The sequence below is a fragment of the Pseudomonas floridensis genome (genome assembly GCF_002087235.1).
GTDB classification, from domain to species: Bacteria; Pseudomonadota; Gammaproteobacteria; order Pseudomonadales; family Pseudomonadaceae; genus Aquipseudomonas; species Aquipseudomonas floridensis.
Genome location: NZ_MUIO01000073.1, coordinates 1 through 19,682 on the forward strand (window position 1 = coordinate 1; position 19,682 = coordinate 19,682).

Sequence of the window (19,682 nt, forward strand, 5' to 3'; positions counted from 1 at the left end):
CACCGCCATTAACGGATAGGCGGGACGGCCACCTTCGCCCTTGGGGTAATGAGGCTCGATCAGATTGATCAATCCCTTCCAGGGCACGACCTTATCCATCTCGATCAGGAAACGCTCTTTACGGGTTTGCTTGCGTTTGCCAGCGTACTCGGCGTCGGCGAAGGTCATCTGCTTCATCAGGCGTCTCGGCGGTTGAGATCAGGCATTCTGCCAAATCTGGAGGTCTTCTTCAGAGTTTCCCTAGAGTGCAGAACTCACCTGTACCAAGCGTTCTGAAAACGTGCGGGGACGCCAACCTACTACTGACGGGGCTCCATAGACTCAAGGGAATCGTCGTTTGTCGCTGTTGTCATCGCCAGACCTCAGCCTGCTACTCAGGTATGGATTTTATGATGGAAAAAGCGCGGACGCCCGTAGAGAGAACTGACCCGAGCGGTAAGACGCGTCTAATTCAATCAGGAAAAACATCCTACAGACATCACGCTGCAGTGCGAGCGTGATGTGCCTCAAGGCTGAGTCAGGTCAAGCTGCGTTTGCCCTCAGCTCACCATTCACGCGTCGCAATTAGCTCTTCAATATCTGCATCTTCAAAACCGTAAGCCGTAGCGATGAACGCGAAGTCCTCGCCGATCGTTTCGCGAGCGACGGTTTCGATTTCGCTGCCATGCTTCTCGAACACCTCTTCCAGATCATTGATTTGCTCAGTGGCGACGTGGGTCAGAGCATAGAGCGCAGTAAGGTTAGCGGGATTCTGCTGTTCGATCTTGTGGCACAGGTCCCGGAGTACGTCTTCACACATTTTGACGACAGCATCCGGGAAGTAATCGTCCTGATACATCAATTTGAGGAATGTGTGTTTTTTCACCGCTTCGTTGGTGATGCGTTGCATAAGCGCTCCTTGATGACTGTTGATTTGCAAATCCGCGTGCTTCGTAAGCTGTACGTCTTTAGAAAACGGTTTTTACCTCAACGGTCTCGCTCCGCCTAGATGCAACTGCAACCCCGTATCCTGATCAGCACTTTCTACACGGCCCGGCGTACCATCCTCCAAATGCAACACCCAACCAGCAGCAGAACGAACATGCACAAACCCCAACCCCCTTTGATCTACAGAGCACCACGAAAGAGCGATCTGGACCGGCTTTTCGCTATCTACAGTGATCCGCGAACCAATCTGTTCAATCCGGCCGGCCCGCTATCGAGCGTGCAGGAGGCTCAGCAGTTGCTGACCCGCTGGCTGGATCATTGGGAGGAACACGGTTTCGGATGGTGGGCCATTACCACTAGCGAAGCGCCAGAGCACGTGATCGGATTTGGCGGCGTTGCCTACCTCAACTACCTGACTGAGCGCCGAGCCAATCTCGGTTACCGGTTTGCGGTTGAGGCTTGGGGAAAGGGCTATGCGACAAGAGTAGGTCGCGCTGCGTTGGATAAGGCGTTTGGACGACTCTGTTTGCCTGAGGTTTTCGGTTTGGTAAGACCTGATCACAAGGCGTCCATCCGGGTGCTCGAGAAGATAGGCATGCGTCCGATCGGTGAGCTGGATGACGTACCTGGCAAGCCATCCAGCCTGGTATTCAACATTAAGTGCCCTGTACCAGATTCGGGATAACGGCGCTGTTCATATAAAGCCCTGTTACTTGCCGTGTGCTGCCAGGGGTCGAAGATGGAACCTGAAAAGAAAACGACCACCGTCCGTCACCCATCCCTAAAGCTCTCCCACCGCCCCGTCGATACGCTTCGAACACACCCCCATCACGGATCGATGAAATGCTTATTTCCCTAAGCCCTACCAAAATCCCGTCGCTGGTCAGCAGCCTTACTCCGTCTGACGTGAAACTCACCCCGCAGCCCATGAGCGATGCCGCGAAGCAGGCGTTGCTGGATGCCCGAAACGCTGGCGTCACGCCTCCGGTTACTTCCGTCGAACCTCAACCCGGCACAGGGCCGATCGTCGCAGTGAATACGGTGATCGGCCCGCCTCAATCGTCTGAGTTCCCCCGCTTGGCGGAGTTGCACAAAGGCGTGACGGAGGCCCTGAAGAACTCGTTCGAGGACTTCAAGTCGGCGTTGTCGTATTTGTATCCGGACCTGGCTGACAAGAAGTTCGGCTTCACCGTTGCGGAAGATGGCAGCCTGAAAGCGTTGAACGATTCCGGGGAGTTGAGTGCTACTGACATGGAGCGCTTGAATACACTGCTGAACGCGTCCAGTGACCTGAAATCCGCGGCCGTGACGTACCGGGATTCGGCGATCGATCTGGTGAATGCCGATTCCGCCTGGACTGGCAGTTACCTGGGTCAGTACAACCTGACCAAAGAAAACTTTGCCGGTACGCTGGATCTGGCGGCGTTGTTTATTCCGAAAGCCTCGACGCCGTCCAAAGAGCAGTTCGACGGGATGTTCTTCAATCAGATGGCGTATAAAGCCGAGCGCGCGACGCCTGAAGTTCTGGCCGCACGAGAAGCTGCGCGTAATACCCATAAGGTCGATGTGACGGCGTAATTGCGGTCGTGAGGTGGTCTGCCCATGCGACCTGACCACCTCAAGCGTTTACTTATGCGCTAGTCGCGCGCGGATGATCCTTCCCAGATCAGTCAGACGATAACGTTGGTTGCTGCTCCTGGGCTTATCGGGGAGCGTCATGACAAGCACGCCCTGCTCAAGCGCCGGCAACAGGTAGTGTTTGCGAAAGTGCTCTGCATCGGCCAACTTCAATAAGCGCTGAAGCTCGGCACGCTTGATATCTCCAGTGACCGCCAGAACGAGCCGTTCGACTTCCGGGGTGAAGAACGTCAGAGTGACTCCGGAGGCTGCATCCGAACGCCATTCAGGAGCCGGAAGGCCAACCTCTTCGCAGGCCTGACGAATCAAAACGCTGCCACGCCCCAATTTTTCCATGTAGCCCTGAAGATAGAGCGCGTGCGCGATATCAGGGTTGCGAAGAATTGAGACGTGGCCCTGTCGCAGTTTTTCAGGATCGACTCCTTTAGGAAGACTACCGGAGTTCCAGATTTCCAGCCGTGAAGGGCTGACTTCAACTTTGATCCCCCCAGAAAAGCTGCTGTAGTCCCTATGCGCAAATGCATTTACCACGCCTTCGCGTATCGCTGTTTCAGGGAAAAGCGGCAGGGCTTCGCGCTGATTGCTGCCTTGCGTGAAACGCGCCCTGAATGGCGAAGCAGTGGATCCTGGGCCAGCAGTACATCCGCAGCATGGGGGAGACGACCATACTTTGCGAGCGATAATAGCGGCAGTTGATGCAGCTCGCCCCGTAGCGGCTGGTTGCAGTAGGTACAGCTTCACGTCCGGGCTGCCTAGTGACTCCCGTTCTCAGCGCGGACATCAAGGTTTGCAACCCGCCGCCCCAGCCATTCCTCCCGCGTCATCTCCCAAATCTCCTCCGCAAATCTCCCGCTGACGTAATCGCTCTCGCCCCTCGACACCAGCCGCATGCCTTCCTTGATCGAAACCCGCCGTGAGCCTTCGTTAGGCGCGGCCTTGGGGACTTGCATCAGGGGTCGGCCAAGGGTTTCAAACCAGAATGCGTTGATCACCTCGCAGGCTTCAAGCATGTAGCCTTTGCCCTGCCAGTCGGGGTGCAGCCAGAAGCCGCGGTTGTTGCCGGGTGTGGTCATGAGCGTGATGCTGCCGATGAGGTCATGCGGCGAGCCGTGCAGGCGGATCATCCAGTGCCACTGGGTGCCCTGCGCGACGGCGGGCAGGGCGACGTCTTCGATGTAGCGCAGCGCGCCGTCTTCGGGATAGGGCCAAGGCACGCGATTGTTGAGGAATTTCACGATGTCCCAGTGCGCGAAGCGCTGCTGCATGGCCGGTGCGTCGGCCAGTTCAAGCGGGGTCAACAGCAGGCGTCCGGTTCGCAACGTTGGGGTGGCATTCATGACGACGTCCTTTTCGTTAAGCCGGATTTACAGGATGAACGGTCTTTGTACCTGCCACTTTAGTTCGAACTGCCCAACTAACGTGAGGGTCTACACAGCATCTTTAATAGTCCGGTATTAACAGTGTCCAGAATTATCACAGACGAGACGCCTGAGCATGTCGTTGATGAGCAGCAGGTCAAGTTGTTCGGTTCGCCCAAGGAGCGTCTGGATTTTTACCGACGCGAGATTCACTACGAAACCACCAACCTGTCCAACCGCACCAACGCCTATCTGTCGGCGCAGTCGTTTCTGGTGATCGCTTATGCGTCGTCCATGGCCAACTCAAACCCTGACTGGGGTGTGATGTTCACGCTGGTCGTGCCGCCGATGCTCGCGTTGTTGGGTCTGTTCAGTACGCTGGCCGCCTGGCCGGGCATACGGGCGGCGTGCGACATCATTCAGCATTGGCACCACAAGCAGGCCGGGCTGTTGCGCAGCGAGCCAGTCATCGGGATGACTTATGACGACTCGCCGCTGTTCAGCGACTGGGAGTCCAGCGAGACAGGGCCAAAAAAATCCCTGTTGTTCTCCAAGCGTACGCCCTGGTTGTTCAGCTTCTTCTGGTTGTTTCTGGGCAGTTTCGCCGTCTTCGTTCAATTGCTAGCGCTGGATAACTAACTGCCGCTCAGGGTACGAGAATGATCTTATCGCCCCTGCCCTCGTTGACTTCGGCGTAGCGCGCTGCGCCTTCGCTCAAGGGTGATTCGACCATCTGGGTCGGTAATGCCAGCAGTCCCTGATCGAAAAACTGGCCAAACTGATCGAGCATCGTCGCGCAACCGGGGCAGTCGTATAGCAGCGAGTTGACGCCCACTACTGATCCGCCTTTGCGATACAGGGCCAGCGCCGGCAATTGCACATGCCCGTCGACCGGTGCCGCAATGATCGAGATGCGTCCGAACGGTGCCAGGGCGGCGACTGCGGCGGGCAGCCAGAAACCGGTGGTGTCGAAAATCACCTCGGCACCGTCCTTGAAGACTTCTTTGACCTGACTGGCGAGGCTGTCTGGCGTGTCGAGCAGCAGCGTGTCAACGCCTTCCGCTTTCAGTGCATCGAGCTGATCTTGCCGACGCGCGGCCGCCAGCACATGGGCACCGAGTATCTTGCCCAATGCCATGGCGGCGCTGCCCACAGCCCCATTGGCGCCGATGATCAGCAATCGCGTACCGCGCTTCACCAGACTGCGCTGCAGGGCGTCCCATGCCGTGGTGTAAGGCACTCCGAGGCTGGCGGCCTGTACGAAGCTCAACGCCTTGGGCTTGAGGGCAACGCCATCAGCGGACAAGGTGATGTAGTCAGCGTGTGAACCGTCGCGAAAGAAGCCCAGATCACGGCCTGTGCCCCAGACCTCCTGCCCTATCAGCGCCTGCGGACCTTCAACGACTATACCTGCAAAGTCGCGACCGGGAACGCGTGGCAGCGTGGTGTAAGGGAAACGGCCCAGTACGTTTTTCACGTCACTGGGGTTCAGGCCGGCGGCTTTGACCTGTATAAGCACCTCGCCATTCGCAGGCTTGGGGGTGGGCAGTTCGACGTATTCCAGTGCGGCGAGGTCGCCGGTTCGGGAGAATTGCAGAGCGTTCATGCGTAAGCCTTTTTTGGAAGAAGAGGACTGAAGATCAGGAAACCCAGGAAGCGAGCAGGTGCTTACCCATCGGCCAGGCCTGTTCGCCCAGTTGCATGCCCAGCAACCCGACCAGCGCGATGGCGGGCGGTGCAGGTGAGCGGAAATCGAGTGCGCCATACAGCAGGCCGACGGCCGCACCGATAGCAAGGGAAATGAGGTAGCTCATGAAAAGGCTCCGTACCGTTGGGTGATGTACAGAGTTTAGTGAGGGCCCGGAAAGTGGATCGGCCAAGGGCTTCTGTTTATCGGCCAGATACGTTAATCGTGCGCAGGCTCAGCGTGGGAGTGATCAGATCTGGCCGGCCAGATACTGCGAGGGCGCGACGCCGAGTTCGCGGCGGAACATGTCGCTGAAGCTGCTGGGTGAGTAGCCCAGCGAGCGGGCGATGCGGCTGACGGGAACGCCCTGAATCACTTCGGCCACGGCGGTGGCCAGTTGCACCTGCCTGCGCCATTCGGCGAATCCCATGCCGAGGGCGCTCTGGAACAGGCGCGCCAGAGTGCGGATGCTGGCACCGGCATTTTCGGCGTGTTGCTCGAACGAGATGTCCAGCGAAGGCTCGCTCATGACCGCCTGACACAGGTTCATCAAGCGCCGGTCCGAGCCATCCGGCATAGGAATTTTCAGCAGCGAGCGCCGGGCGCGCTGGAGCTCCAGCAGACCCAGATTCACCAGCGCGTCGTAATACGCCGGCTCAAGGTCGCGGTCCAGCGCCACCAGGTTAAGGATGATTTCGCGCAACAGTCCGCCGACCTCGAACACCTGCACTGTACTTTCCAGCGTCCGGGCGATGGCCGGGCGCAGGTAGATATTGCGCATTTCCAGGTCCGACACCACGCGAATCCCGTGCTCCACACCCGGCGGCAGCCAGACCGCACGCTGAGGCGGGACCACCAGCGCCTCGAGGGGAGTTTCCACCCACATCACGCCCGACATGGCGTACAGCACCTGACCCCACACGTGTTGGTGCGGCTCGATGAAGCGCCCACGCGGATAGGTGCGCGACAGCGGCTGCACGGGGAAGGCGATATCGGAGAGATCAGGCGGGGCGGCAAGGGCCATGAAGGTGACCGGCTACAGGAGTTGCACGCATGTTAACAAAGCCATCGGCGTGAATTGAGCCTCCGGACTGTCCGCACCTGCAAAAATGCCCCGTGCGTGGACGAGGCATTTTCGGAGCAGCGCTGGTTGTTCAGCCCATCAGAAGATGTTGATCGGGTAATCCACGAAGATACGGGTTTCGTTGCCTTCGCTGTTGTAAGCCTGTGCATCGTCGGAAACACGCAGGAACGAGTTGCGCAGACGAATCGACAGATCCTTGGCCGGGCCGCTCTGCACGACGTAAGTCAGCTGGCTGAAGATTTCGCGCTCGGTACCGTCGCCGCTGCCTGCCGTGCCATCGTCGATGTTGTCGCCGCGCACGTAGGCCGCTTTGTAGCTCAGGCCCGGTGTCACCAGACCGGACAGGTCAATGCCGTAGGCCACCTGCCAGGAACGCTCATCCTTGCCGTTGAAGTCGGACCAGTAGGAGTTCGCCAGATAAATGGTGTTACCGCCATCGCTCGTGCCGCCATCGTTGCGATAGCCGCCGTAGACGTAGCCAATGTCGCCGCTGCTGCGCTGGTGCGCCAGGGTGAAGGTGTGGATACCCACAGCCCAGGTCGCCGCCAGGCTCCAGATCTTGTTGTCACGCTCGTCGCTGTTGGCGAAGTCCTTGTCCAGACGGGTCTTGTAACCGTTGAAGTCCAGGGTCAGCGCCTGATCCTGCGGCAGGGCGAAAACGTAGTTCAGGTTCACGTACTGCTTCTTGAGCACGTCTTCGTTGTCGGAGGCGTAGAAGGCGGCGGTGAATTCCTTGGTGAACTGGTAGCTGGCCCCATAGACATTGATGCTTTTCAGGTCACCGCTATCGCGACCCTCGGCACTTTTTCGCGCTTGCTGGGTGAAGCGGCCGGCGACCAGTTCGAGACCGTCGATCTCCTTGGAAGTGACCAGGGTGCCGGTGTAGCTTTCCGGCAGCAGACGCGAGTTGTCATAGCTCAGCACCGGCAATTGAGGCATCTGGTCGCCGTACTTGATGACCGTGTTGGAGATACGCGCTTTGACGGCCGCGCCCGCACGGGTCAGATCATCGGCAGCACTGCCCTGGCCGTTGTCGCTTTTCTTGAAGAAATCGATACCGCCGGCACCGGCGCGACCTTTGCCGCCGTCCAGACGAATACCGTAGAGCCCGAACGCATCGACGCCCACGCCGACGGTGCCTTGGGTGAAGCCGGACGAGAACACGCTCATGAAGGCCTGGCCCCACTCGGCCTTGTCTTCAAGGTTGTTCTTGTAGTCGCGATTGATGTAAGCGTTACGCAGATTGACGGTCAGGCTGCTGTCTTCGACGAATCCCTTGGAATCTGCCTGCCCTTGAGCCATCCCCTGGCTTGCGCTGATGATGCCCAGCGCGAGCAATCCCATACGTGTGTTAAACATCTGTCTTCCCTTTTTTTATACGATTTGACACGCGCTGTGGCGACGGCGGAAGCCGTTCAGGGCCTTCAGGTTCCAAACCTGTCAGCCGCACGATGTCATCGCAGTGGACTACTGATGCACGTACATGGGGCGAAGCCACAAGCGGTGGGACGCGAATCCTAGTCCCAGGGCTTGAAGGGTGTCAAACGCGGAGAAGGCCGAAACAGAGCGATCGGCACTCAGTCCTTGAGCACGCCCAACAACGCCTCAAGCTCGGCATCGTTGAAAAAACCCACCGGATAGCGCTGCAACAACATGGCGCGTACGTCCGGTCTCGGTTTTGCTGGCCTGGTCGTCCTTAACCAATCCGCCATCAACTGACGGGCCTCGTTACTGGAAGAAGCAGACAACCCACGAGCACGATGCTGGCTCATACCTGCGTTCATAGTGACAACCTCTTAATTCGTGAGGGGCTAAATGTACGGACGCTGTGTGACAGTCACACTAAAAACGGATCAGACCTGTTGTTGAGTAAAGTCGAGATTCGGATAAACGCTACAAGGTGTTACCCGAAATAAAGCCCATCGGGCGATGGGCTTAGGAGAGCAAGAATGGGACCATTTGGCCACCATCAGATGTTACTAGTCATTACCGACTACACCTTGTGAGGCGCCGGTTGCTGCTGTGTCAGACAGTGAATATTACCGCCGCCGAGCAGTAATTCCCGGCCTGGAACCATCACCACTTCATGTTCTGGAAACAGTTGTTGCAGTATTTGCCGGGCCTGCTCGTCCATCGGATCGTCAAAGCTCGGCGCGATGATCCCGCCGTTTACAATCAGGAAGTTCACGTAGGAACCGGCCAGACGCACCGATGGATTGCGCTCTTGGCTGCCATGCACCTGATCGACGCCCGCGCATTCTTCTTCGGTTGCGAACAATGGGCCCGGAATCGGCATTTTGTGCACGATAAACTCGCGGCCCTGTGCATCCCGGGTGTTTTCCAAAATACTCAGTGCGGCATGGCAACGTGAGTAGTTGGGGTCTTCGGGATCATCGGTCCAGGCCAGCAATACTTCACCCGGACGGATGTAGCAGCAGAAGTTATCCACATGCCCGTCGGTTTCATCGTTGAACAGGCCGTCGGGCAGCCAGATGATCTTATCCACAGCCAGGTTGTCGCTCAGTACCGCTTCGATCTGCTCGCGGGTCAGGTGCGGGTTGCGGTTGCGATTGAGCAGGCATTCCTCGGTGGTGATCAGAGTGCCTTCACCATCGACATGGATCGAGCCGCCTTCCAGCACGAATCCTTCGGTCACATAACGCGGGCAGCGCTCGATCTCCGTGATCTTGCTCGCCACTTGTGAGTCGTGATTCCACGGCGCGTACAGACCGCCGTCGAAACCGCCCCACGCATTGAAGTCCCAATCCACGCCGCGCACTTCGCCGCGGTCATTGATGACGAAGGTCGGGCCGGTGTCCCGCACCCAGGCGTCATCGTTGCTGATTTCCACCACGCGGATGTTCGGCATGTCCAGACGTGCACGGGCGTTGTCATATTGCGCGGCGGACACAGCGACAGTCACCGGCTCAAAACGCGCGATAGCCTTGGCGACAGCAACGTGCGCGGCCTGGGCAGGTTTGCCACCCAGACGCCAGTTGTCAGGGCGCTCCGGCCAGACCATCCAGACCTGAGTCTGCGTCGCCCATTCGGCGGGCATGTGAAAGCCATCGGCGCGTGGCGTGCTGTTGAGAGTGGTCATGTCAGGCGGAACTCCTGTGAGACATCGAAGGGTTTGATCGTGACCCTACAGACCGGCCATGACAAGTTGGCGGCCTTTATAGCGGATATAAATCCGGATTAGAAGCAGTTATAGACGACCCCAAAACAATCTAAGGATTATTTATCGATATTAATCCGCAATTGAAATTATCAAGAAATCACTCAAACCTTCGGATCACTCCAGCTCGCGCAGTACCTTCGACACCATGTCCACGAAGAAATCGGCGCTCTGGCGGGTGGTGCACATCGGTGGCTTGATCTTAAGGATGTTCAGGTAGTCGCCGGTCGGCTGCATGAAGATGCCCAGTTCACGCAGGCGCTCGCAGAGTTGCGCGGTTTCTTCGGTCGCGGGCTCGAGCGTCAGGCGATCGCGCACGAACTCGACGCCCAGATACAAGCCCATGCCGTGCACAGCGCCCACCCAGGGATGAATGTCCGCCAGCGCCTGCAAACGCGCCTTGAAATGGTCGCCGACGGCGCGGGCATTATCCCAGAGCCGTTCGTCTTCCATCACATCCAGTACGGCCATGCCGATCTGGCAACTAACCGGACTGCCGCCTGACGAGGAGAAGAAGTAACCTTCGGCCTCCAGGGCTTCAGCGATCTCGCGGCGAGTGATGACGGCGCCCAGCGGATGGCCATTGCCCATGCCCTTGGCCATGGAGATGATGTCCGGCACCACGCCCTGCTCTTCGAAGCCCCAGAAGTAATGACCGAGACGGCCATAACCCACCTGCACTTCGTCGGCGATACACACGCCGCCCGCGGCGCGGACCTTCTGATAGACCTGTTGCAGATAACCCGGCGGCAGAGAAATGCCGCCCGCGTTGCCATACACCGGCTCGCAGATGAAGCCTGCGACCTGACGCTCTTGCCCGGCCAGTTTTTCCAGCACCTGATCGACGCTGCGCACGTACTCCGGCGCACTGCCAGGTCCGCGAAACGGCCCGCGATAGACGTTGGGCGCGGTCACCGGGTGCACCCAGTCCGGGCGCGTGCTGAGCGCTTGCGGGTTGTCGGCAATCGAGGTCGAAATGGCATCGGTCGCCACCGACCAGCCGTGATAGGCCTCCAGCACACTGAGCATGTCGCGCCCGCCGCTGTAGGCCCAGGCCAGCCGGATCGCCAGGTCATTGGCCTCGGTGCCGCTGTTGACCAGAAATACGCGATCCATGCCGTCCGGCGCGAGTTTGAGCAGGCGCTCGGAAAACTCGGCGATGGCTGCGTAATGAAAGCGTGAGTTGGTGTTGAGCAGCGACCATTGGCGGCTCGCTTCGTGGGCCATGCGCGGATGGCCATGGCCCAGCACCGCCACGTTGTTGAGCATGTCCAGGTAGGAACGGCCCTGCATGTCGATCAGGTGATTGCGCCAGCCGCGCTCGATCTGCGGCGGAGCCTGGTAATAGTGTTTTTGCGACCGGGCAAAGCTGGCGTCACGCCGCGCCAGCAACCGGGCCGGGTCTTCAAGGGCTGGCGCGTCGCACTCGAAACCCAGCAGCAACGAGGGCGACGGGCAGAATGCCCGCCAGGCAGCGGCCCAGGACGGTGTAGTGAACAACGGCGGACTCAGGTCGGCCGCCGTACACACTTGCAGCAGCAGCGAGCCGCCCGCGTGACCGATCACACACCCTGCGCCCACAGCCTCCTGCAAGGCGACATTGGGCAGTGCGCCCCACAGTTTCAGACTGATGGCCTCGCCGGTCAGCATCAGCGCACCATCAGCCATCTGCCGCAGCGTGCCGGGAAAAGGCGCGTGCAGCGGCGTTTCAGCGGGAACGTGAAGCTCGACGTGCAAGGCGAAAGTTTCAGGCTCGCGAGCGCTGTCAGGCAAGGTGCGTGACAGGCGATATTCGCCGAAGCGGCTCGCAGCCAGTCCGCTCTCCCCGGCCGCTTCAGACAACAGGTATTCGTCGATGCCGCTCTGCTCCCAGTTGCCAGCCACGAAGTGTTCGCTGAGCACGCCCAGATCGACCAGCGCCGGTTTCACGCCGGTCAATGTGGGCAACAAGGGTACGTAGGCCGGTTGCTCGACGGGCTCAAGCGCCATCCCCACCGCCTGCAGAATCGCGGCTTCCATCAAGATCATGGGCACCGACGTGGCGACATCGAAGATGTTCCACTCACCCTCAAGGTTGGCCTGGATGTAGGTGTTGCCCGGCTCGACGCTGGCCTGCTGCTCGCTGCTGAGCACCAGCACCGCCGAGCGGGCGACGATCAGCGGCCATAGCGCCTGCACCTCTTCGCGCTTGAGCGGATTGATGGCGTGATAGGCCTTGATCGCCGCAAGAATGTACAGCGGATCGCCCTCGGCATGGTGCAGCAGCGCCGCGCAGGTGACGGAAAGGTCGGCGATGCGCCAGGTGGTCAGCAGGTCGCCGAAGTCGATCAGGCCTTGCAACTGCCATTGCCGCCGGGCGTCGCGCAGCCAGACCACGTTGTGTTCGGTGATGTCCAGATGCACCGCCTGAACCGGCAGTGCCGGGATTAGCGGCAGCAGGCGCCGATGGGCCTGCTCGCCCGCTTCGATCACACAGGCGCGCGCATCGGCGTCCTCGATCACCGGCAGCAGATGCTTGATGAGCGCATACGCGTGGCGCGGGTCCCATTGCAGAATGCGGTCCAGCCCCGGATGTTCGAAATCGGCCAGCGCCAGATCCACCTGCGCGCACAACTCGCCGAGCGCGACTACCACCTCACGCCCCAGATGCGCCACATGCCCCAGCGATTGCCCGTCGATGAATTCAAGCAGGCGCAGGTGCACCGGCTGACCCTCGATATCCAGAGATAACCGTTGCTCGGTGTCATTGGTGCGAATTACACCCGGCACGTTCAGGCCCGCGTGACCGGCCAGGTGCTGGAGCGCGCTGTGCTGGGCGTCCAGTTCGGTGGTCGAATAGGCACCGTGACAGATTTTCAGCACGTAGCGACGCTTCCCGGTGTCGAGCAGAAAGTTGCGGTCCTGCTGGCTGCCCAGTGTTTTCAGCGTGCCGCTCAGGCCGTAATGCTGTTCGAGCAACTGCAGCGCCTGTTCGGCACTCACCTCAGGGCACGGCAGGCTGGATCGGCGGATAAGCGTGGCGAGCGGCATGTAGACCTCTGTTTTCTTATTGGGCTGCAACGGCAACGGCCGTGCGGCAACTATAAAGTGATTGTCTCGCAGGCCCCAATCACCTTCAGGCATAAAAACGCGACGTCGGTTTACTGTCGCTTTGTGCGGCACGAATCAATTTATTTCATGCCCCGTGCACGATTTCTTGCCTGATCCTGTAACGCATTCAGACGCTATGCTCAACACTCGCCCACATTCATCAAGGTCAGCTCATGCGATTACTCGTCACCGGCGGCGCAGGCTTTATCGGCTCTGCATTGATTCGACACTTGATACGCGACACCGCGCACGAGGTGTTGAACCTCGACAAGTTGACCTACGCAGGCAATCTTGAATCCTTGCAGGCCATCGCAACCGACACCCGTTATGAGTTCGTGCAGGTCGATATCTGCGACCAGGCCGCTGTCAGCGCGGTGCTGGCTCGGTTCGAACCGCAAGCGATCATGCACCTGGCGGCCGAGTCCCATGTCGATCGCTCAATCGACGGGCCTGCCGAGTTCATCCAGACCAATATCGTCGGTACTTACAGCCTGCTGGAAGCCACGCGCGGCTACTGGCTGACACTGCCGGAGGCCGAGCGCCAGGCGTTTCGCTTTCATCACATCTCCACTGACGAGGTGTATGGCGACCTGCACAGCGTCGACGATCTGTTCACCGAGACCACGCCTTACGCGCCCAGCTCGCCATACTCGGCCAGCAAGGCGGCGTCCGATCACCTCGTTCGCGCCTGGCATCGCACGTACGGGCTGCCGGTGGTGCTCACCAACTGCTCGAACAATTACGGGCCGTTCCACTTCCCTGAAAAGCTGATCCCGCTGGTGATCCTCAATGCCCTCGCGGGCAAGCCGCTGCCGGTCTATGGCAATGGTCTTCAAGTGCGCGACTGGCTTTATGTGGAAGACCACGCCCGGGCACTGCTCAAGGTGGTGACCGAGGGGGTCATTGGCGAGACCTACAACATCGGCGGCCACAACGAGCAGAAGAATATCGACGTGGTGCGCGGTATTTGCGCGCTGCTCGATGAACTGGCGCCGCAACACCCCGCTGGCGTAAAGCAGTACAGCGAGTTGATCACCTACGTGGTCGATCGGCCGGGTCATGACATGCGGTACGCGATCGACGCCAGCAAGATCGAACGAGCGCTGGGCTGGACGCCCGAAGAAACTTTCGAGTCCGGGCTGCGCAAGACCGTGCAATGGTATCTCGATAACCTGGACTGGTGCCGCAGGGTTCAGGATGGCAGTTATCAAGGAGAGCGACTGGGCTTCACTGACCACAAGGCCCTGATTGCATGACCAAAGGCATCGTTCTGGCCGGGGGCCCCGGCACCCGCCTGCACCCCATCACGCTTGGCCTGTCCAAGCAGTTGCTGCCGATCTACGACAAACCCATGATCTACTACCCATTGTCGGTGCTGATGCTGGCCGGCATTCGGGAAATCCTGATCATCTCCACGCCGGAGGATTTGCCGCAGTATCGCAAGCTGTTGGGCGATGGCAGCCAGTTCGGTGTGCAATTTCAGTACGCAGAGCAACCCCGGCCGGACGGCCTGGCGCAGGCATTTCTGATCGGCGAAGCCTTCATCGGCGATGACCCGGTGTGCCTGATCCTGGGCGACAACATCTTTCATGGACAGCATTTCAGCGTGCAACTGCAGCAGGCGGCGGCGCAGGAAACCGGCGCAACGGTCTTCGGCTACTGGGTCAAGGATCCGCAGCGCTTCGGGGTGGTCGAGTTCGACGAGCGCGGCCGGGCGCTGTCCATCGAAGAAAAACCTGCGGCACCCAAGTCCAGTTACGCTGTGACCGGGCTGTACTTCTACGACAACGACGTGATCCGCATTGCCAGAGACGTCAGACCGTCAGCCCGTGGCGAGCTGGAAATCACCGACGTCAACAACGCTTACCTGCAACGTGGCGATCTGCGCGTCGAGCGCTTTGGCCGCGGCTTCGCGTGGCTCGACACAGGCACTCATGATAGTCTTCTCGATGCCTCGGCCTACGTACAGACCATCGAGCATCGACAGGGCCTGAAAGTCGCCTGCCTTGAGGAAATTGCCTACCAGAACGAATGGATCGACCGTAACCATCTGCTCAAGCGCGCCGACTATTTCGGCAAGACCGGTTATGGCCAGTATCTGTTCAAGATCGCAGGGGAAACCACGTGAATGTAATTGCAACACAGCTGCCCGACGTCCTGATCATGGAACCCAAAGTCTTCGGCGACGAGCGCGGCTTTTTCTACGAAAGCTTCAATGCGCGTGCCTTCAGCGAAGCCACTGGCCTGGAGCGGCAGTTCGTGCAGGACAACCACTCGCGCTCGCAAAAAGGCGTGCTGCGTGGTCTGCACTACCAGATCGACAATGCTCAAGGAAAACTGGTACGCGTCACTGTAGGCAAGGTGCTGGACGTCGCAGTGGACATCCGCCGCAGCTCGCCGACTTTTGGTCAGTGGGTGGCCGTGGAGCTGTCTGCCGAAAACGCCCGTCAGTTGTGGGTGCCGGAAGGCTTCGCGCACGGTTTCGTGGTGCTGAGTGACTACGCCGAATTCCTCTACAAGACCACCGACTACTACACCCCGTCTGCAGAGCGCTGCATTCGCTGGGACGATCCGGACCTGGCCATCGACTGGAAACTCGATGCCGCGCCGCAGTTGTCGGCGAAGGATCAGCAGGGCAAGAGCCTGAAAGAGGCCGAGCTGTTCGCTTGAGCCTTCTGGCAACGGACGGTTCGTCCGAGTGCCTGATGCGGTCGTGCCGGGCATACTATGCCCTTGATGCCCACGTCAGGATCGACCGGGTTTTCTGTTGCCGGTAACGATGTCATTGCAGCCTTGTGTCGCCACGGACCGATCAAGTTTCATCCGTGAGCGGCGCCAGCCTGCGACAGCCGCTACGGGCACCGCCAACCACTCGGCGCTTGCCAAACGATGACCATGACTTCTGCCCTGCCTCCCCGCCCCCGTTGGCGCAGCCTCGCCCTTCTGGCCATCTGTCTGGCCCCGTTGCTATGGCCGCTGGAGCATCTCGCCGAACGTTACTACCGCAATGAACTGGCCAATCAGAACCGCCAGACCCTCGACCTGTACGTTGCCAACCTGCTCGGCACCCTGCACCGCTATGAAACGCTGCCCCAGATCCTCGGCGACCTGCCCGCCTTGCGTGCAGTGCTGGAAACCCCTGGTGACGGTACGACACAGGTCAATGCCAATCGGCTGCTCAGGGATATCTCGCAGCAGACCGGCGCGGACGTGATGTACCTCATGGACGCGAAAGGTCTGACTCTGGCGGCGTCCAACTCGGATCAGCGTGACAGCTTCATTGGCCGCAATTTCTCGTTTCGCCCCTACTTCACCGATGCGCTGGCGGGCCGGACCGGCCGCTTCTTCGGCCTGGGCACAACCTCGGTCAAGCGCGGCTACTTCTTCGCAGGCCCGGTGCGCGATGGCGAGCGGGTCATCGGCGTGCTGGTGGTCAAAGTCGATCTGGACCACACCGAAACCCTTTGGGGCAAGACCCCCGAGCAACTGCTGCTGACCGATCAGAATGGCGTGGTGATCCTGACGTCCAACCCGGAATGGCGTTTCCGGGCAACGCGGGACCTGAGTGACGACGAGAAAAAAGCCATCGTTTCCATCCAGCCTTACCCGACCCGCGACCCACGCCCGCTCAAGATCGATGATCGCGCCTGGCTGACCCAGAGCCAGCTCATCGACGAAACCGGCTGGAACGTGAGTATTCTCGCGCCCCGAGCGCTGATCGACCGGCCGGTGCGCACCGTGGTGGCGATTGGTGGTGCGACGCTGCTGGTTCTGATGCTGTTGCTGGGGCTGATGATGCAGCGGCGTCGTCATTATCTGGACCGCATCGCGTTCGAGGCCAAGGCCCGGCGTGAACTGGAAATGCGCGTCATCGAACGCACCAGTGACCTTGAAGGCCTCAACAGTCGGCTTCGACAGGAAGTGCTGGAGCGCGAGCAGGCGCAGCAGGAACTGGTGCGTGCCCAGGACGAACTGGTGCAGACCGGCAAGCTGTCGGCGCTGGGCACTATGTCGGCCAGCATCAGCCACGAGCTCAATCAGCCGCTGGCGGCCATTCGCAGCTACGCGGAAAACGCTGAAGTGCTGCTCGATCACCAGCGTACCGAGGACGCACGCGGCAATCTGAAACTGATCAGCGAACTGACCGGACGTATGGCTTCGATCATCGCTCACCTGCGCGCCTTTGCACGCCGCGACCGGCATGCCCCGGAAAGCGTGGCCCTGCAGCCGGCGCTGGACGATGCGCTGGCATTGCTGGCCAAACGTCGGCGCGCCATGGAGGTGGAGTTGATCCGCGACCTGCCCGACGCGACACTGTGGGTACAGGCTGGCGAAACCCGTCTGCGCCAGGTGCTGGGCAATCTGCTGGCCAACGCGCTGGATGCCCTAACTGAAAAAGGCCCGCCCCGCAGGTTGTGGATAAGTGCCGAGCAGACCAGTGAAGGCGTCAATCTGTACATTCGCGACAACGGCCCCGGTTTTTCTCAGGAAGCGCTGGCCCGCGCCCGCGAACCGTTTTTCACCACCAAGACCCGCACGCAAGGCCTTGGGCTGGGCCTGGCAATCTGCGACACGCTGATGCGAGCGCTGGGCGGCGAGTTGCTGTTCGCCAATCACCCCAGCGGCGGCGCACTGCTGACCCTGCGTCTGCGCGCCGGTGCGTCGGGTGCTAACCTTCAACCGCCAGAGGACCTTTCGGCATGAGTTCGGAAACAGCCATCGACAGCCAGATTCAGGTGGTGCTGATCGACGACGACTCTCATCTGCGTCAGGCACTGCGCCAGACCCTGGATCTGGCGGGCCTGAACGTTTTGCCATTGGCCGAAGCCACCGGACTGGCCGAACGAATCGGTCGCGACTGGCCGGGCGTGGTGGTCAGCGATATCCGCATGCAGGGAATGGACGGCCTTGAGCTGCTCATTCAGTTGCACGAGCAGGACCCTGATCTGCCGGTGCTGTTGATCACCGGACACGGCGATGTACCGCTGGCCGTCAAGGCCATGCGCGCCGGGGCCTACGACTTCCTGGAAAAACCGTTCGCCAGCGATGCGATGCTCGACAGCGTGCGCCGCGCCCTGGCTTTGCGCCGTCTGGTGCTGGATAACCGCAGCCTGCGCCTGGCACTCAGCGACCGTCAGCAACTGAGCACGCGGCTGGTGGGTCAGTCGGCGCCCATGCTGCGGCTGCGCGAACAGATCGGCGCGCTGGCGGGCACTCGCGCCGACGTGCTGATTCTGGGCGAAACCGGCGCGGGCAAGGAAGTGGTGGCCCGCGCGCTGCATGATTTGTCCAATCGCCGAAACGGCCCGTTCGTGGCGATCAACGCCGGAGCGCTGGCCGAATCGGTGGTGGAAAGCGAGCTGTTCGGCCACGAACCGGGCGCCTTTACCGGCGCGCAGAAACGCCGCATCGGCAAGTTCGAATTCGCCAATGGCGGCACGTTGTTTCTCGATGAAATCGAAAGCATGAGCCTGGACGTTCAGGTCAAGCTGCTACGCCTGTTGCAGGAACGGGTGGTCGAGCGCATGGGCAGCAATCAGCAGATCCCGCTGGACATCCGCATCATCGCCGCGACCAAGGAAGACCTGCGTCAGGCAGCGGACCAGGGGCGTTTTCGTGCCGACCTGTATTACCGCCTGAACGTTGCCTCGTTGCGCATCCCGCCCTTGCGAGAACGGGGCGAGGATGCGCTGATGCTGTTCGAGCACTACGCCGATGCGGCGAGCATGCGTCACGGGATTCCCAAGCAGGAACTCAAGCCGGGCCAGCGCGCCCTGTTGCTGCGTCACACCTGGCCGGGCAATGTTCGGGAGCTGCAAAACGCCGCGGAACGCTTCGCGCTGGGGCTGGAACTTGAGCTGGAAGGCAGCGAGATGCCAGACGCGCCGCCGGTCGGTGGTGGATTGAGCGAGCAGGTAGAAAGCTTCGAGCGAGCGTTGATCGCCGCCGAACTTGCGCGTCCGCACAGCTCGGTGCGCAGCCTGGCCGAAGCGCTGGGTGTGCCGCGCAAAACCCTGCACGACAAACTGCGCAAACACGGCCTGAATTTTGGTGACAACAGCGGAGCCGCCGATGAAACCGACTGAGCCTCAGGTGCATGTGTCAGGCAACGCAGCGGCGGAGCTTGAGCACGTGCTGCACCACGACATTCCGCTGACTCGCGAAATGGGCATCCGTGTGCTCGACTGGCAGCACCAGCGGCTCCGTCTGCACCTGCCGTTGGCGCCCAACGTCAATCACAAGAGCACGCTGTTCGGCGGCAGCCTGTATTGCGGCGCAGTGCTGGCAGGTTGGGGCTGGCTGCACCTGCGCTTGCGCGAAGCGGGCATCAGCGACGGACACATTGTGATTCAGGACGGACAGATCAGCTATCCGCTGCCGGTACGCGACGATGCCGTCGCCGTGTGCGAAGCGCCAGACGTTGGCCGATGGGATAAATTCATCGCCACCTACCAACGCCGCGGCCGTGCGCGGCTGGAGTTGCACACCTGCCTCTATGCGCAGGGCAGCGACGAGCCCGCCGTGAACTTCACCGGGCAGTTTGTGCTGCATCGCTAGCTTTGCAGCAAACACTGTGGGGCGGACCTGTCCGCGAATCCCGGCGTTCAGCTGATTCAGCTCCAGCGAATGCATTGGCCTATTCGCGGACGAGTCCCACGATTCCGGTGTTTCCTCAGCAGGCCAAGCGTTGGTAGACGCTCTGGGGGAGCGGGCTTGTCC

The 19,682-nt window shown here is 60.3% G+C and carries 19 protein-coding genes and 1 pseudogene; 9 read left to right on the forward strand and 11 right to left on the reverse strand.

The window, feature by feature from the left end:
* Positions 1-177 (reverse strand): transposase (locus tag BZK31_RS17885; protein ID WP_482822364.1); only part of this gene is annotated, 177 nt, incomplete at its 3' end.
* A gap of 367 nt (positions 178-544) precedes the next feature.
* Positions 545-889 carry a DUF5713 family protein gene (locus BZK31_RS17890; protein WP_083184274.1) on the reverse strand — a complete coding sequence of 115 codons (345 nt, stop codon included), beginning with the start codon at positions 887-889 and terminating at the stop codon, positions 545-547.
* A gap of 192 nt (positions 890-1,081) precedes the next feature.
* Here BZK31_RS17890 and BZK31_RS17895 point away from each other — a divergent pair, with 192 nt between their 5' ends.
* Positions 1,082-1,612, forward strand: a complete 531-nt coding sequence (locus BZK31_RS17895; protein WP_083184275.1) for a GNAT family N-acetyltransferase — start codon at positions 1,082-1,084, stop codon at positions 1,610-1,612.
* Positions 1,613-1,770: 158 nt separating this feature from the next.
* Positions 1,771-2,505 (forward strand): hypothetical protein, encoded by a 735-nt coding sequence (locus BZK31_RS17900; protein WP_167378023.1) that lies wholly within the window; start codon positions 1,771-1,773, stop codon positions 2,503-2,505.
* Between the two features lie 48 nt (positions 2,506-2,553).
* Here BZK31_RS17900 and BZK31_RS17905 read toward each other — a convergent pair.
* Positions 2,554-3,275: pseudogene (locus BZK31_RS17905) on the reverse strand (Fic family protein); the annotation flags it as partial.
* 42 nt (positions 3,276-3,317) lie between these two features.
* The gene (locus BZK31_RS17910; protein WP_083184276.1) at positions 3,318-3,902 is read right to left on the reverse strand and encodes a GNAT family N-acetyltransferase; all 585 of its coding nucleotides are present in this window, start codon (positions 3,900-3,902) and stop codon (positions 3,318-3,320) included.
* A 123-nt stretch (positions 3,903-4,025) separates the two neighbouring features.
* Here BZK31_RS17910 and BZK31_RS17915 point away from each other — a divergent pair, with 123 nt between their 5' ends.
* Positions 4,026-4,562: a hypothetical protein gene (locus BZK31_RS17915; protein ID WP_083184277.1), complete on the forward strand. Its 537-nt coding sequence runs from the start codon at positions 4,026-4,028 to the stop codon at positions 4,560-4,562.
* Positions 4,563-4,569: 7 nt separating this feature from the next.
* Here the strand turns inward: BZK31_RS17915 and BZK31_RS17920 are convergent, their stop codons facing one another.
* From BZK31_RS17920 to BZK31_RS17950, 7 genes are all read right to left on the reverse strand, one after another.
* Entirely contained in the window at positions 4,570-5,529 is a 960-nt protein-coding gene (locus BZK31_RS17920; RefSeq protein ID WP_083184278.1) for a quinone oxidoreductase family protein, read from the reverse strand.
* Between the two features lie 34 nt (positions 5,530-5,563).
* Entirely contained in the window at positions 5,564-5,737 is a 174-nt protein-coding gene (locus BZK31_RS17925) for a DUF1427 family protein (RefSeq protein WP_074454454.1), read from the reverse strand.
* Between the two features lie 123 nt (positions 5,738-5,860).
* Positions 5,861-6,634, reverse strand: coding sequence for an AraC family transcriptional regulator (locus tag BZK31_RS17930; protein ID WP_083184279.1), 774 nt, complete (start codon positions 6,632-6,634; stop codon positions 5,861-5,863).
* Positions 6,635-6,772: 138 nt separating this feature from the next.
* Entirely contained in the window at positions 6,773-8,053 is a 1,281-nt protein-coding gene (locus tag BZK31_RS17935) for an OprD family porin (protein WP_083184280.1), read from the reverse strand.
* Positions 8,054-8,271: 218 nt separating this feature from the next.
* Complete coding sequence (locus tag BZK31_RS17940; RefSeq protein WP_083184281.1) at positions 8,272-8,478, reverse strand: hypothetical protein; 207 nt, start codon at positions 8,476-8,478, stop codon at positions 8,272-8,274.
* A gap of 209 nt (positions 8,479-8,687) precedes the next feature.
* Complete coding sequence (aguA, locus tag BZK31_RS17945) at positions 8,688-9,794, reverse strand: agmatine deiminase (protein WP_083184282.1); 1,107 nt, start codon at positions 9,792-9,794, stop codon at positions 8,688-8,690.
* 195 nt (positions 9,795-9,989) lie between these two features.
* Positions 9,990-12,902 carry an aminotransferase gene (locus tag BZK31_RS17950; protein WP_083184283.1) on the reverse strand — a complete coding sequence of 971 codons (2,913 nt, stop codon included), beginning with the start codon at positions 12,900-12,902 and terminating at the stop codon, positions 9,990-9,992.
* Between the two features lie 233 nt (positions 12,903-13,135).
* On the opposite strand from BZK31_RS17950, the gene rfbB reads away from it, so the two are divergent.
* The 6 genes from rfbB (at position 13,136) to BZK31_RS17980 (ending at position 19,520) form a co-directional block, all read left to right on the forward strand.
* A complete protein-coding gene (rfbB, locus tag BZK31_RS17955; protein WP_083184284.1) occupies positions 13,136-14,218 on the forward strand; it encodes a dTDP-glucose 4,6-dehydratase in 1,083 nt (360 codons plus the stop codon).
* Positions 14,215-15,090, forward strand: coding sequence for a glucose-1-phosphate thymidylyltransferase RfbA (gene rfbA / locus BZK31_RS17960; RefSeq protein ID WP_083184285.1), 876 nt, complete (start codon positions 14,215-14,217; stop codon positions 15,088-15,090). Before rfbB ends, rfbA begins: the two co-directional genes overlap by 4 nt.
* A complete protein-coding gene (gene rfbC / locus BZK31_RS17965) occupies positions 15,087-15,632 on the forward strand; it encodes a dTDP-4-dehydrorhamnose 3,5-epimerase (RefSeq protein WP_083184286.1) in 546 nt (181 codons plus the stop codon). Before rfbA ends, rfbC begins: the two co-directional genes overlap by 4 nt.
* Before the next feature lie 225 nt (positions 15,633-15,857).
* Positions 15,858-17,666: a sensor histidine kinase gene (locus BZK31_RS17970; protein WP_167378025.1), complete on the forward strand. Its 1,809-nt coding sequence runs from the start codon at positions 15,858-15,860 to the stop codon at positions 17,664-17,666.
* Positions 17,663-19,048 (forward strand): sigma-54-dependent transcriptional regulator, encoded by a 1,386-nt coding sequence (locus tag BZK31_RS17975; protein ID WP_083184288.1) that lies wholly within the window; start codon positions 17,663-17,665, stop codon positions 19,046-19,048. Before BZK31_RS17970 ends, BZK31_RS17975 begins: the two co-directional genes overlap by 4 nt.
* Complete coding sequence (locus BZK31_RS17980) at positions 19,035-19,520, forward strand: YiiD C-terminal domain-containing protein (protein ID WP_083184289.1); 486 nt, start codon at positions 19,035-19,037, stop codon at positions 19,518-19,520. Before BZK31_RS17975 ends, BZK31_RS17980 begins: the two co-directional genes overlap by 14 nt.
* Positions 19,521-19,682: the final 162 nt, after the last annotated feature.

Excerpts from the sequence above, each read along its gene's own strand:
- BZK31_RS17890 (WP_083184274.1), bottom strand. The coding sequence starts at position 889 with ATGCAACGCATCACCAACGAAGCGGTGAAAAAACACACATTCCTCAAA.
- BZK31_RS17895 (WP_083184275.1), top strand. The coding sequence starts at position 1,082 with ATGCACAAACCCCAACCCCCTTTGATCTACAGAGCACCACGAAAGAGC.
- BZK31_RS17900 (WP_167378023.1), top strand. The coding sequence starts at position 1,771 with ATGCTTATTTCCCTAAGCCCTACCAAAATCCCGTCGCTGGTCAGCAGC.
- BZK31_RS17910 (WP_083184276.1), bottom strand. The coding sequence starts at position 3,902 with ATGAATGCCACCCCAACGTTGCGAACCGGACGCCTGCTGTTGACCCCG.
- BZK31_RS17920 (WP_083184278.1), bottom strand. The coding sequence starts at position 5,529 with ATGAACGCTCTGCAATTCTCCCGAACCGGCGACCTCGCCGCACTGGAA.
- BZK31_RS17925 (WP_074454454.1), bottom strand. The coding sequence starts at position 5,737 with ATGAGCTACCTCATTTCCCTTGCTATCGGTGCGGCCGTCGGCCTGCTG.
- BZK31_RS17930 (WP_083184279.1), bottom strand. The coding sequence starts at position 6,634 with ATGGCCCTTGCCGCCCCGCCTGATCTCTCCGATATCGCCTTCCCCGTG.
- BZK31_RS17935 (WP_083184280.1), bottom strand. The coding sequence starts at position 8,053 with ATGTTTAACACACGTATGGGATTGCTCGCGCTGGGCATCATCAGCGCA.
- BZK31_RS17940 (WP_083184281.1), bottom strand. The coding sequence starts at position 8,478 with ATGAACGCAGGTATGAGCCAGCATCGTGCTCGTGGGTTGTCTGCTTCT.
- aguA (WP_083184282.1), bottom strand. The coding sequence starts at position 9,794 with ATGACCACTCTCAACAGCACGCCACGCGCCGATGGCTTTCACATGCCC.
- BZK31_RS17950 (WP_083184283.1), bottom strand. The coding sequence starts at position 12,902 with ATGCCGCTCGCCACGCTTATCCGCCGATCCAGCCTGCCGTGCCCTGAG.
- rfbB (WP_083184284.1), top strand. The coding sequence starts at position 13,136 with ATGCGATTACTCGTCACCGGCGGCGCAGGCTTTATCGGCTCTGCATTG.
- rfbA (WP_083184285.1), top strand. The coding sequence starts at position 14,215 with ATGACCAAAGGCATCGTTCTGGCCGGGGGCCCCGGCACCCGCCTGCAC.
- BZK31_RS17970 (WP_167378025.1), top strand. The coding sequence starts at position 15,858 with ATGACTTCTGCCCTGCCTCCCCGCCCCCGTTGGCGCAGCCTCGCCCTT.
- BZK31_RS17975 (WP_083184288.1), top strand. The coding sequence starts at position 17,663 with ATGAGTTCGGAAACAGCCATCGACAGCCAGATTCAGGTGGTGCTGATC.
- BZK31_RS17980 (WP_083184289.1), top strand. The coding sequence starts at position 19,035 with ATGAAACCGACTGAGCCTCAGGTGCATGTGTCAGGCAACGCAGCGGCG.